This is a genomic window from Cupriavidus sp. R6-3 (assembly GCF_059772245.1).
The window spans coordinates 1-13,020 of the sequence record NZ_JCBAJO010000139.1; the positions used below are offsets into that span (position 1 = coordinate 1).

The 13,020-nt window shown below is 67.6% G+C and carries 13 protein-coding genes; 10 read left to right on the forward strand and 3 right to left on the reverse strand.

The window, feature by feature from the left end:
* Positions 1–299 precede the first annotated feature (299 nt).
* The 10 genes from AC6EI8_RS18290 to ftsB all read left to right on the forward strand — a co-directional run bounded on the left by AC6EI8_RS18290 (position 300) and on the right by ftsB (position 10,421).
* Positions 300–809, forward strand: a complete 510-nt coding sequence (locus AC6EI8_RS18290; RefSeq protein WP_149319295.1) for a gluconokinase — start codon at positions 300–302, stop codon at positions 807–809.
* A gap of 210 nt (positions 810–1,019) precedes the next feature.
* Positions 1,020–2,492, forward strand: a complete 1,473-nt coding sequence (locus tag AC6EI8_RS18295; RefSeq protein WP_149319294.1) for a circularly permuted type 2 ATP-grasp protein — start codon at positions 1,020–1,022, stop codon at positions 2,490–2,492.
* 106 nt (positions 2,493–2,598) lie between these two features.
* Positions 2,599–3,552, forward strand: a complete 954-nt coding sequence (locus tag AC6EI8_RS18300) for an alpha-E domain-containing protein (protein WP_150081839.1) — start codon at positions 2,599–2,601, stop codon at positions 3,550–3,552.
* Positions 3,553–3,623: 71 nt separating this feature from the next.
* Positions 3,624–4,442, forward strand: coding sequence for a transglutaminase family protein (locus AC6EI8_RS18305; protein ID WP_187829265.1), 819 nt, complete (start codon positions 3,624–3,626; stop codon positions 4,440–4,442).
* Positions 4,443–4,638: 196 nt separating this feature from the next.
* Positions 4,639–5,460, forward strand: coding sequence for a proteasome-type protease (locus AC6EI8_RS18310; protein ID WP_149319291.1), 822 nt, complete (start codon positions 4,639–4,641; stop codon positions 5,458–5,460).
* Positions 5,461–5,596: 136 nt separating this feature from the next.
* Positions 5,597–7,252: a CTP synthase gene (gene pyrG / locus AC6EI8_RS18315; RefSeq protein ID WP_149319290.1), complete on the forward strand. Its 1,656-nt coding sequence runs from the start codon at positions 5,597–5,599 to the stop codon at positions 7,250–7,252.
* A 24-nt stretch (positions 7,253–7,276) separates the two neighbouring features.
* Positions 7,277–8,146: a 3-deoxy-8-phosphooctulonate synthase gene (gene kdsA, locus AC6EI8_RS18320; protein WP_226109105.1), complete on the forward strand. Its 870-nt coding sequence runs from the start codon at positions 7,277–7,279 to the stop codon at positions 8,144–8,146.
* A gap of 147 nt (positions 8,147–8,293) precedes the next feature.
* On the forward strand, positions 8,294–8,584 hold the full coding sequence (locus tag AC6EI8_RS18325) for a DUF1330 domain-containing protein (RefSeq protein WP_006576078.1): 291 nt from the start codon (positions 8,294–8,296) through the stop codon (positions 8,582–8,584).
* Between the two features lie 124 nt (positions 8,585–8,708).
* Entirely contained in the window at positions 8,709–9,998 is a 1,290-nt protein-coding gene (gene eno, locus AC6EI8_RS18330) for a phosphopyruvate hydratase (protein ID WP_149319288.1), read from the forward strand.
* A gap of 81 nt (positions 9,999–10,079) precedes the next feature.
* On the forward strand, positions 10,080–10,421 hold the full coding sequence (gene ftsB, locus AC6EI8_RS18335) for a cell division protein FtsB (protein WP_149319287.1): 342 nt from the start codon (positions 10,080–10,082) through the stop codon (positions 10,419–10,421).
* Between the two features lie 39 nt (positions 10,422–10,460).
* Here the strand turns inward: ftsB and AC6EI8_RS18340 are convergent, their stop codons facing one another.
* The 3 genes from AC6EI8_RS18340 to AC6EI8_RS18350 form a co-directional block, all read right to left on the reverse strand.
* Positions 10,461–10,865 carry a hypothetical protein gene (locus AC6EI8_RS18340; protein WP_150081843.1) on the reverse strand — a complete coding sequence of 135 codons (405 nt, stop codon included), beginning with the start codon at positions 10,863–10,865 and terminating at the stop codon, positions 10,461–10,463.
* Positions 10,866–11,070: 205 nt separating this feature from the next.
* Positions 11,071–12,099 (reverse strand): Hsp33 family molecular chaperone HslO, encoded by a 1,029-nt coding sequence (gene hslO, locus AC6EI8_RS18345; protein WP_498382551.1) that lies wholly within the window; start codon positions 12,097–12,099, stop codon positions 11,071–11,073.
* Positions 12,100–12,136: 37 nt separating this feature from the next.
* Positions 12,137–12,661 (reverse strand): gamma carbonic anhydrase family protein, encoded by a 525-nt coding sequence (locus AC6EI8_RS18350; RefSeq protein WP_149319284.1) that lies wholly within the window; start codon positions 12,659–12,661, stop codon positions 12,137–12,139.
* Positions 12,662–13,020 lie beyond the last annotated feature (359 nt).

Here is a 13,020-nt window from a genome sequence, read left to right on the forward strand (position 1 = left end):
CAGGGCGGCAGCGCGCTGGACCTCAGCGAGGCCGATGCGATGGCGGCGCTGGCACCGCGCGCACTATAGTCGTGCTGTAGGGCGTACTTTCGGCAGGCGATCCGGCAACCGATACGGCAACCGATACGGCAACCGATACGGCAGGCGACACGCAACCCCGGACCGAACCCCGGACCAATCAATCCTCAAGCCGGCCGGACCCCGCGTCCGGCCTCGACCGCACGCGCGCGAACCCGCCGCCGCGCGGTCAGACCAACAAGGGCGGCTTCGACCGTCCGATCCTGATCGATGGAGCAGACATGATCTATATCCTGATGGGCGTCTCCGGCAGCGGCAAGACCACGGTCGGCTCGCTGCTGGCGCAGGCCCTGCACTGCGGCTTCCATGACGCCGACGAATTCCACAGCGCCGCCAACAAGGCCAAGATGGCCGCCGGCATTCCGCTGACCGACGAGGACCGCTGGCCCTGGCTGGACGCGATGCGCGCCGCCATCGACCAGGCCCGCGCCGAGGGCCGCCCGCACGTCTTCACCTGCTCCGCGCTGCGCCAGATCTATCGCGACCGCCTGACGCCGCCCGACGGCGGGGTCAGCTTCATCTACCTGAAGGGCGATATCGACGTGCTGCGCACGCGCCTGGCCGGCCGCAGCGGGCATTTCTTCGATCCCAAGCTGCTGCAGAGCCAGCTCGATACGCTCGAGGAGCCGCGCGACGCGCTGGTGCTCGATATCCGCAAGCCCCCGGAGGAACTGGTGCGCCAGATCCTGGCCGAGCGTCCGCCCGTCCGCGGCAGCCAGCCCGTGCACTGAAATGGTGTGCGGGGCGGCGTCCCCGCGCCATTGCGTGGCGCCACGCCGCGCCAACACGCCGTTCGCGGCCCGTCTTCCATTGGCAGGCATCTTGCTTGAATGTCTGCCAAGGCACTTGGCCTCCTTCTCGGGGGCGGCGGCCGGACGTATGCTGTAGAAGTCAACGATGCGCGGCGGCCGGTCGGGCGCCCGGTACTGGGGGAGGGCATCATGGCGGCGCGGTTTTTCGATGAAATGCTGGACTGGCGCGGCGATGCGCCCCCGAACATCGCCGCCGGGCAGGCGTTGTCGCCTGACGCGATCCGGCCGCACTACCGCCAGTTCGCCGAGTGGCTGGCGCGCCAGTCGGGCGCGACCATGGCCAACAAGCGTGCCGAGGCGGACCTGGTGTTCCGGCGCGTGGGCATCACCTTCGCCGTCTATGGCGACAAGGACGAGGCCAACAGCGGCACCGAGCGCACCATCCCCTTCGACGTGATTCCGCGCATCTTCCCGGCCGGCGAATGGGCGCTGCTGGAGAAGGGCCTGCGCCAGCGCGTCGCCGCGCTGAACCGCTTCATCCACGACATCTATCACGGCCAGGACATCATCCGCGCCGGCGTGATCCCGCCCGAGCAGGTCTACGACAACGCGCAATACCGGCCCGAGATGCTGGGCATCGACGTGCCGCGCGACATCTATGCGCATGTCGCGGGCATCGACGTGGTGCGCGCGGGAGAGGGCGAGTTCTATGTGCTCGAGGACAATCTGCGGGTGCCTTCAGGGGTCTCCTACATGCTCGAGAACCGCAAGATGATGATGCGCTTGTTCCCCGAGCTGTTCGCGCGCAACCGCGTCGCGCCGGTGGCCCACTATCCCGACCTGCTGCTCGACATGCTGCGCAGCGTGTCGCCGCAGGGCGTGGCCGATCCGACCGTGGTGGTGCTGACGCCGGGCATGTACAACTCCGCCTACTTCGAGCACGCGTTCCTGGCGCAGCAGATGGGCATCGAACTGGTCGAGGGCAGCGACCTGTTCGTGCAGGACGACCATCTGTACATGCGCACCACGCAGGGGCCGCAGCGCGTCGACGTGATCTACCGCCGCGTCGACGACGACTTTCTCGATCCGCTGGTGTTCCGGCCCGATTCGACGCTGGGCGCGGCCGGCCTGCTGGCGGTCTATCGCGCCGGCAATGTCACGGTCTGCAATGCGATCGGCACCGGCGTCGCCGACGACAAGTCGATCTATCCCTATGTGCCCGAGATGATCCGCTTCTATCTGGGCGAGGAACCGCTGCTGGCCAACGTGCCGACCTGGATGTGCCGGCGCCCGGACGACCTGCAGTACGTGCTCGACCATATGGACGAGCTGGTGGTCAAGGAAACGCACGGGGCCGGCGGCTACGGCATGCTGGTCGGGCCGGCGGCGACGCGCGCCGAGATCGACGCCTTCCGCGAGGTGGTCAAGGCGCGGCCGGATCAGTACATCGCGCAGCCGACGCTGGCGCTGTCGACCTGTCCGACCTATGTGGAGGCCGGCATCGCGCCGCGCCATATCGATCTGCGGCCGTTCGTGCTGTCGGGCAAGGAGGTGCGCATGGTGCCGGGCGGGCTGACGCGCGTCGCGCTGCGCGAAGGGTCGCTGGTGGTCAATTCCTCGCAGGGCGGCGGCACCAAGGACACCTGGGTGCTGGAGCGCTGAGCCGACGAACCTTCGAGCCATCGAGCCTTCAAGCCTTCAATCCTTCGCACCTTTCCGCAGCCATTGCCGACCCCGCGATCTTCCGACCGGACCACGGAGAGCCATCATGCTGAGCCGCACCGCCGACCACCTGTTCTGGATGGCGCGCTACACCGAGCGCGCCGAGAACACCGCGCGCATGCTCGACGTCAATTACCAGACCTCGCTGCTGCCGCAATCGCTCGAGGTGGCCGAGCAGGGCTGGTGGGCGATGCTCGATATCTCCGAGCTGACGCACGCGTTCGACCACAAGTACGGCCTGCTGTCGCGCGAGGACGTGATCGACTTCATGGTGCGCGACATGACCAACCCGTCGTCGATCATGAGCTGCCTGCGCGCGGCGCGCGAGAACGCGCGGGCCGTGCGCGGTTCGTTGACGACCGAGGTGTGGGAGACGCTGAACACCACCTGGCTGGACGTGCAGCGGATGATCTCGGACGGCGTGCTGCGCGACGATCCGTCGCAATTCTTCGAATGGGTCAAGTTCCGCTCGCACCTGGCGCGCGGCGTGCAGTTCGGCACCATGCTCAAGGACGACGCCTTCCACTTCATGCGGCTGGGCACCTTCCTGGAGCGCGCCGACAACACCGCGCGGATCCTCGACGTCAAGTTCCAGGCCACCGGCAGCGAGAACGGCGGCACCGAACGGACCGAGCAGGACTTCTATCACTGGGCCGCGGTGCTGCGCTCGGTGTCGGGCTTCGAGGTCTACCGCAAGATCTACCGCACGGTGATCACGCCGGTGCGCGTCGCCGAACTGCTGATCCTGCGGCCCGACATGCCGCGCTCGCTGGTGTCGAGCATGGACGAGGTGGTGGCGATCCTGGCGCTGGTGCGCAACCAGCAGTCGGCCGAGACCGAGCGGCAGGCTGGTAAACTGCATGCCGACCTCAAATACGCGCGCATCGACGACATCTTCGCGGTCGGACTGCACGCTTTCCTGACCAGCTTCCTGGAACGCATCGGCGATCTGGGCAGCGGCATCAGCCGGGACTTCCTGGTGCCGCCGCTGGCAGCCTGACCGATGGATTCGCCCACCGACGCGCCAGGCGTACCTGCCGGGCGGATCTGGCGGCGCAGCGCAACATGACCGTGAAATACCAGATCCACCATCGCACCGTTTACCGCTATGCCGAGCCGGTGATCCGCAGCGTTCACGAGCTGCGGCTGGCGCCGCGCTCCGGCCCGCTGCAGCGCGTGCACCAATGGCAGCTGTCGGTGCCGGGCAATCTGTCCGAGGCGCTCGATGGCTTCGGCAATATCGTCCATCAGTTCACGCTGGCGCGGCCGGCCGACACCATCACGATCGCCGCCAGCGGCGAGGTCGAGATCACGCCGGCCTCCGATGCCGACGGCTGCTTCAGCGACGCGCCGCCGCCGGGGGAGGCGCGCGTGTCGCCGCTGTACTTCCGCAGCGGCACGCCGCTGACCAGCGCGCCCGACGAGCTGAGGACGTTCGCCGCCCCGTATCTGGCCGCCGGCCATGATCCCGCCGCGCTGCTGGCGCTGGCCCAGGGCATCGGCGAGCGCGTGCGCTACCAGCCCAATGCCACCGATGTCGGCACCAGCGCCGCCGAGGCCTTCGCGCTGGGCGCGGGCGTGTGCCAGGACCAGGCGCAGGTGATGGTGGCCGCCTGCCGCGCCTTCGGCATTCCGGCGCGCTATGTCAGCGGCTATTTCCACGACCCCGCGGCCACCGAGCTGGCCAGCCACGCCTGGGCCGACCTGTGTGTCGATACCGGGCGGGAGCGCTGGTGCAGCATCGACGTGACGCACGGCTGCTTCACCGATACCCGCCATATCCGCCTCGCGGTGGGGCGCGACTACCGCTCGGCGGCGCCGATCCGCGGCGTGCGCGAGGGCGGCGGCACCGAATCGCTGTCGGTGCAGATCCTGATCGAGCCGGCCTGAGTCCTGCATTGCGCCGCAGCGTGCCGCTACGTGCGGCTACGTGTCGCCGTGGGGCCCCGGGTCGCCACGGGTCGCCACGGCTCGCTGTGGGGCCGATAAGGTGCCGTGACAGGGGACGCCCGGCGAGGGCGCTAGAATGCCGGGATGCTCCCCGCGCGTTCCGCCGCGCGCCATGTCACCACAATAAGACAACACCATGACGTACTGTGTAGCCATGCGGCTCGATGCCGGCCTGGTATTCCTGTCCGACTCGCGCACCAATGCGGGCGTCGACGCGATCTCGACGGCCCGCAAGATGACGGTGTTCGAGGAGCCCGGCGACCGCGTCATGGTGCTGATGACGGCCGGCAATCTCGCCATCAGCCAGTCGATCCGCCAGATCCTGATGGAAAGCCGCGACAGCAAACGCTCGCTGTGGACCGCGCGCGATATGTTCGAGGCCGCCTCGATCGTCGGCGACGCAGTGCGCCAGGTGCACCGCCGCGATGCCGATGCGCTGCGCGATGCCGGCATCGAGTTCAACGTCAGCCTGATCTTCGGCGGCCAGATCGGCCGCGAGCGGGTGCGGTTGTTCAATGTCTATGCGGCCGGCAATTTCGTCGAGGCGACGCCGGAGAACTGCTACTTCCAGATTGGCGAGGCCAAGTACGGCAAGCCGATCATCGACCGCGTGGTGCATCCCTCGTTGCCGCTGGCCGAAGGGGCCAAGTGCGCGCTGATCTCGATGGACTCGACGCTCAAGTCCAATATCTCGGTGGGCCTGCCGCTGGACCTGCTGGTCTACGAAGCCGATTCGCTGCACGTCACGCGCTTTGCCACCATCGACGACCGCAATCCGTATTTCTGCATGATCCGCGAGACCTGGGGCCAGCGCCTGCGCCAGGTGTTCGGCGAGATCGACAACCCGGAATGGGACGCCGCCGCGCCGGCCCAGCATCCGCTGACGCGGCAGGGCGAGGGCGACCGCTGGGGACAGCCGGTGCGGGCTCGGCGCGAGCGTCCGCGCGAACCGCAGTGAACGGGGCGGCGAGGGCTCGCGCGAGGCCGGGTCCGCCGCCGAAACGGCACGCGAGCGGACAGTCCGGCACGCCGATTCCGCCCGTCCATCCGGCCTCGCTCATGTATAATCCCGATTTCCCCGGCAAGCTCGGTTTATGACCAAATTCGTCTTCGTCACCGGTGGCGTCGTCTCTTCCCTCGGCAAGGGCATCGCTGCCGCCTCGCTCGCGGCTATTCTCGAGTCGCGCGGCCTCAAAGTCACCCTCCTCAAGCTCGATCCCTACATCAACGTCGATCCCGGCACGATGAGCCCCTTCCAGCATGGCGAAGTATTCGTCACGGAAGACGGCGCGGAGACCGACCTGGATCTTGGCCACTACGAGCGCTTCGTCTCGGCCAAGATGCGCAAGTCGAACAACTTCACCACGGGCCAGATCTACGAATCGGTGATCCGCAAGGAGCGGCGCGGCGAATACCTGGGCAAGACCGTGCAGGTGATTCCGCATATCACCAACGAGATCCAGGCCTTCATCGAGAAGGGCGCGGCCGCCTCGCACGAAGGCAAGGCCGACGTGGCGCTGGTCGAGATCGGCGGAACCGTCGGCGATATCGAATCGCTGCCGTTCCTCGAGGCCGCCCGCCAGATGAGCCTGCGCATGGGCCGCAACCACGCGGCCTTCGTCCATCTGACGCTGGTGCCGTTCATCGCCAGCGCCGGCGAGCTCAAGACCAAGCCCACCCAGCACTCGGTGCAGAAGCTGCGCGAGATCGGCATCTCGCCGACGGCGCTGCTGTGCCGCGCCGACCGGCCGATTCCGGACGACGAGCGCGCCAAGATCTCGCTGTTCGCCAATATCCCGCAGGAAGCGGTGATCTCGGTGTGGGACGTCGACAGCATCTACAAGATCCCGCAGATGCTCAACGAGCAGGGCCTGGACCGGCTGATCTGCGAGGAGCTGCGCCTGGATCCGAAGCCGGCCGATCTGTCGATGTGGCAGAAGCTGGTCAACGCGCAGGAAAACCCCGAACACGAAGTGACGATCGGCATGGTCGGCAAGTACGTCGATCTGACCGAGTCGTACAAGTCGCTGATCGAGGCGCTGCGCCACGCGGGCATGCATACCGCGACCCGCGTCAATATCGAATACATCGATTCCGAGGAACTGGAATCGGGCCATCTCGAAGTGCTCAAGCCCCTGGACGCGATCCTGGTGCCGGGCGGCTTCGGCAAGCGCGGCACCGAGGGCAAGATCCGCGCGATCCAGTACGCGCGCGAGAACAAGGTGCCGTACCTGGGCATCTGCCTGGGCATGCAGCTGGCGGTGATCGAGTTCGCCCGCCATGTGGCCGGCATGCGCGATGCCAATTCGACCGAGTTCAGCCTCGAGACCGAACACCCGGTGGTCGCCTTGATCACCGAATGGGTCGACCGCGACGGCAAGGTCGAGCAGCGCTCGGCCGATTCGGACCTGGGCGGCACCATGCGCCTGGGCGCGCAGCGCGTGCCGGTCAAGCCGGATACCAAGGCCGCGCAGATCTACGGTGCCGAGGTCAACGAGCGGCATCGCCACCGCTACGAGGTCAACAATCACTACGTGCCGCAGCTGGAGCAGGCCGGCATGGTGATTTCGGCCCGCACCCCGACCGAGAACCTGCCCGAGATGATGGAACTGCCGGCCCAACTGCATCCGTGGTTCGTCGGCGTGCAGTTCCACCCGGAATTCACCTCGACGCCGCGCGAAGGCCATCCGCTGTTCAAGGCCTACGTGGAAGCGGCGCTGGCCGGCCAACAGCGGCGCAAGGGCGCCTGAAGCGGCCGATAGCAGGAGAGCAAGATGAAATTGTGTGGATTCGATGTCGGCCTGAACCAGCCGTTTTTCCTGATCGCCGGTCCCTGCGTGATCGAGTCGGAGCAGATGGCGCTCGATACCGCGGGCGCGCTGAAGACGATCACCAGCGAACTGGGCATCCCCTTCATCTACAAGTCGTCGTTCGACAAGGCGAACCGCTCGTCGGGCAAGTCCTTCCGCGGACTGGGCATGGAGAAGGGGCTGGAGATCCTGGCCACGGTCAAGCGCGAGATCGGCGTGCCGGTGCTGACCGACATCCACGAGATCGACGAGATCGCGCCGGTGGCCGCGGTGGTCGACGTGCTGCAGACGCCGGCTTTCCTGTGCCGGCAGACCGATTTCATCCGCGCCTGCGCGCAGAGCGGCAAGCCGGTCAATATCAAGAAGGGCCAGTTCCTGGCCCCGGGCGACATGAAGAACGTCATCGACAAGGCCCGCGACGCCGCGCGCGAAGCCGGCCTGCCCGAGGACAGCTTCATGGCCTGCGAGCGCGGCGTGTCGTTCGGCTATAACAACCTGGTATCCGACATGCGCTCGCTGGCGATCATGCGCGAGACCGGCGCGCCGGTGGTGTTCGACGCGACCCACTCGGTGCAGCTGCCGGGCGGGCAGGGCACCAGCTCGGGCGGCCAGCGCGAGTTCGTGCCGGTGCTGGCGCGCGCCGCGGTGGCGGTCGGCATCGCGGGCCTCTTCATGGAGACCCACCCCGATCCGAGCAAGGCGATGTCGGACGGTCCCAATGCCGTGCCGCTGTCGCGCATGCGAGAACTGCTGGTCGTGCTGAAGGATCTGGACGCGCTGACCAAGCGCGCCGGCTTCCTCGAAGACAATTTCGGCTGGCCGGCCTGCGCCTGAGCGCGCAGCGCCAACCGTCAATCGTTCAATCGTTCAATCGTTCAATCGTCAGCTGCAACGGCCCTCGCGCCGATCACCGATTCCGCACGTTGCCGCCGTCATCGGGCGGCAACGTTGACAACCATAAGATTCATCCTGGAGATACGCATGGCCGCCGGCTACATCATCGCCTACGTCGACGTCACCGATCCGCAGCAGTACGAGCAGTACAAGGTCCTGTCCAGCAAGGCCATGCAGGAGCATGGCGCCGAGGTGCTGGTGCGCGGCGGCCGCACGGTCCCGCTCGAAGGCGAATGGGCGCCCACCCGCGTGGTGCTGCTGAAGTTCCCCAGCGTCGAGGCGGCCCAGGCGTTCCATGACGGCGAGACCTATCGCGCGGCCCGCAAGGCGCGCGAGCATGCGGCCCGGATGAACATGATCGTGGTCGAGGGCGTTTGAGCCTCGACCGGGGCGTTGCCTGACGCGGGTCTCCACGCGGAGCGCCTGGCGCGCGGTGCAACGCCGTACCAGACGCAGTGCATCGACATACCGAGCTTCACCAGATCTAGATCAAGAGGAATCCATGAGTGCAATCGTAGATATCATCGGTCGCGAGGTTCTCGACTCGCGCGGCAACCCGACCGTCGAATGCGACGTTCTGCTCGAATCGGGCGTGATGGGTCGCGCCGCGGTGCCGTCGGGCGCGTCGACCGGCTCGCGTGAGGCGATCGAACTGCGCGATGGCGACAAGTCGCGCTATCTGGGCAAGGGCGTGCTGAAGGCCGTCGAGCACATCAACACCGAGATCTCCGAAGCCATCATGGGCCTGGACGCCGCCGAGCAGGCCTTCCTGGACCGCACGCTGATCGATCTGGACGGCACCGAGAACAAGAGCCGCCTGGGCGCCAACGCGATGCTGGCCGTGTCGATGGCGGTGGCCAAGGCCGCCGCCGAGGAAGCCGGCCTGCCGCTGTACCGCTACTTCGGCGGTTCGGGCGCGATGCAGATGCCGGTGCCGATGATGAACATCGTCAATGGCGGCGCGCACGCCAACAACAGCCTGGACATCCAGGAATTCATGATCATGCCGGTGTCGCAGAAGAGCTTCCGTGAAGCGCTGCGCTGCGGCGCGGAGGTGTTCCACGCGCTGAAGAAGATCCTGGCCGACAAGGGCATGTCGACCGCGGTCGGCGACGAAGGCGGCTTCGCGCCGAACTTCGCCTCGAACGAGGAATGCCTGAACACCATCCTGCAGGCGATCGAGAAGGCCGGCTATCGCGCCGGCGAGGACGTGCTGCTGGCGCTGGACTGCGCCTCGAGCGAGTTCTTCCGCGAAGGCGAGGACCTGTATCACCTGGAAGGCGAAGGCCTGACGCTGAATTCGACCCAATGGGCCGACTACCTAGCCAATCTGTGCGACAAGTTCCCGATCGTGTCGATCGAGGACGGCATGGCCGAAGGCGACTGGGACGGCTGGAAGGTGCTGACCGACAAGCTCGGCAAGCGCGTGCAGCTGGTCGGCGACGATCTGTTTGTCACCAACACCAAGATCCTGAAGGAAGGCATCGACAAGGGCATCGGCAACTCGATCCTGATCAAGATCAACCAGATCGGCACGCTGACCGAAACCTTCGCGGCGATCGAGATGGCCAAGCGCGCCGGTTACACGGCCGTGATCTCGCACCGTTCGGGCGAGACCGAGGACAGCACCATCGCCGATATCGCGGTGGGCACCAACGCCGGCCAGATCAAGACCGGCTCGCTGTCGCGTTCGGACCGCATCGCCAAGTACAACCAGCTGCTGCGCATCGAGGAAGACCTGGGCGACATCGCCAGCTACCCCGGCAAGAGCGCGTTCTACAATCTGCGCTAAGCCCGGGAGTCGGCAGGCGCCCGGCGGCCTCGGCCGCCGGCGCCTGCGGCCACCGCCCAGTCGTCCGTTTCCTGAATGCCCATGCGCCTGATTACGCTGCTGTTGTTCGTGGTGCTGCTCGCGATCCAGTATCCCCTGTGGCTGGGCAAGGGCGGCTGGTTGCGCGTGTGGGAATTGAACAAGCAGGTCGGCGAGCAGACCGCCCGCAACGAACAGCTCAAGCGCCGCAATGCCAAGCTCGAGGGCGAGGTGCTGGACCTGCAGGACGGCACCGGCGCGGTCGAGGAACGGGCGCGCTACGAGCTCGGCATGGTCAAGGACGGCGAGGTGTTCATCCAGTTCGTCGCACCGGCCCCCAAGGTCAGCGCCACGCCGCCGCTGCCCCCGCCTCCGGCGGCCAAGCCGGGTTCCGGCGGGCACTGAGCGTCAGGCTGCCGCCGGCTCGCGTCTCACGCCAGCGCTTCACCACCACCAGTACGGGTAGCCGCCCCAGCCCCAATAGCCGGGCGACCCGATGCTGACCCCGCCGCCCCAGCGGCCGCGGCCCCATCCCCCGTAGTACAAACTCCAGCTCGACAGCGGATACGCCGGATAGGCGTAGGTCGATGCGCGCGCCCAGGCCTGGGCCTGCTGATCGCGGGCGATCGCGGCCTCTTGCTCGCGCAGCACCTGCTTGTTCAGTGCGTCCAGCCGCTTGCGTTCCTCGGCGCTGAGCGGCGCGGCAGGTGCGCGGGACGCGGTATCCGGCGCCAGCCGGGCGGTCGGCGGCGAGCCGTTGATGTCGCGCGGCAGATTGGCGGCGCACCCCGCGGCCAGCAGCGGCGCGGCCAGCAATGCAAGACGGATCGACGAAGGGATGGCCGGCATGATGACCTCCAGGCGGTGCGCGGATGTCGGGGAGACTTTGTTGACTTTGATTTTAGTGAGCCAGCAAAGTTTGCGGCTCACGGGGCACCACAGGGTTTTTCCCCTCTCCCGCTGAGGGGAGAGGGAGAACAGACCGGGGGAACCGGTCAGCCTGGCCGGCAGAGCTCAGCGCTGCTCGGTGTCACTCCGTGCTGCTCAGCGCCGCTCAGTGCCGATGTCCCGCGCCCTCGCCGACCCCCGCCGGCATCGCCGCGCCGCTGAACAGCTGCGCGCAGTCGACCGGGTCGAAGCGGTACTCCTGGCCGCAGAAGTCGCAGTGGATCTCCACCGAGCCGCGCTCGGCGACGATGTCGTCGACCTCGGCCTGGCCCAGCGACTGCAGCATGTTCGCCACCTTGGTGCGCGAGCACGAGCATCGGAAGTGCGGCGTGACGGGTTCGAACACGCGCAGCCCGGCGTCCTGCAGGTCTTCCCAGAACAGCCGCCGCAGCAGCGTATCCGGCTGTTCGGCCAGCAGTTCCTCGGTCTTGAGCGTGGCGCCGAGCTGGCAGGCGCGGTCCCAGGTATCGAGATCCTGCGCGCGGCCGTGGGCCGACAGCGGCGCGCCGGTCTCGCCGACCTGCGCGGGCGGGCGGCCGGGCTTGCCTTCCATCGTGCCGCCGTAGGACGGCAGCTTCTGCAGCAGCATGCCGGCCGCGACGCGGTCGTCGGCGGCCAGCCACAGCCGCGTGTCGAGCTGCTCGGAGGCCTGCATATAGTGCTCGAGCACGGCGCTGATCGACGTCAGCGGACCATGGGCGTCGGCCAGCGGCACGATGCCCTGGTAGGGCTGCTGGCCCGGCAGCTTGTCGTGCGGGTCCAGCGTGATGGCGAAGCGCCCCTGGCCGTGTCGATTGACCAGCTCGGCCAGCGTGGCATCGTCGGCGATCTCGACGCCTTCGGCCAGCTTCGCGGTGCCACGCAGCGACAGGTCGGACAGGCATTCGACCACCAGCATGCGCACCGGCCCGTCGCCATGCAGCTGCATCACCAGCGCGCCGTTGAACTTCAGGTTGGCCGACAGCAGCGCGGCCGCGGCCATCATCTCGCCGAGCAGCCGGCGTACCGGGGCCGGATAGTGGTGGCGCTCCAGCGCTTCCTGCCAGGTCGATTGCAGCCGCACCAGCTCGCCGCGCACCGGGGCGGCGTCGAACAGGAATTTCTGCAGGGTGTCCGGGGTTTGGGTTTCAGTCACGATCATCCATCGGTGGGATCGGCCGGCGCGCGGGCGCTCAGCCGATGCGTTTCAATTCCTTCTTGTAGACGGCCTGGCGTGCCGCATACGTGTCGGTGTTGCGGTACAGGCCGGCCACTTCCTCGTCGCTCAGTTCGCGTACCGCCTTGGCGGGGGCGCCCAGGATCAGCGTGCGGTCGGGGAACACCTTGCCTTCGGTGACGATGGCGCCGGCGCCGACCAGGCATTCCTTGCCGATCACCGCGCGGTTCAGCACCACCGCCTGAATGCCGATCAACGCGCCTTCGCCGATCGTGCAGCCGTGCAGCATCGCCTGGTGGCCGATGGTGACGCGGTCGCCGATCGTCAGCGGGCAGCCCGGGTCGGTGTGCAGCACCGCGCCTTCCTGCACGTTGGTCGCTTCGCCGACGACGATGGGCTCGTTGTCGCCCCGGATTACCGCGCCCGGCCAGACGCTGGCTCGCGCCTTGAGCGTCACGTTGCCGATGACGGTGGCTTCGGCAGCCACGTAGGCGTCGGCATCGATGGAAGGGGCGGTATCGCCGAGCTGGTAAAGCGACATGAGGTCTCCTGTACGGGGTTCGTTTCTAGATGGGGATGGCCGCCGGGCCTTAAAGGGCGGAACCCCGGGCGCAACACCCGGGCGCAACACCGGGGCGCAACACCGGGGCGCAACACCGGGGCGCAACACCGGGGCGTAACACCGGGGCGTAGGTCGTATGAGGCCGGGCAGTGCCGGCAAGGCTCTACAATCGCGGCAGACCGGATTTTACGCCCATGCCCGCCTACGCTGCCGAACCCGCCCCAGATCGCGATGCCACGGCGCCGATCGACCCAGATGCGGCCTCCTCGCCGCTTTCCCTGCGCCATCGGGCGCTCGCCGTGCTGGCGGAGCCCGATCCCGCCGCCAAGGCCGCCGCG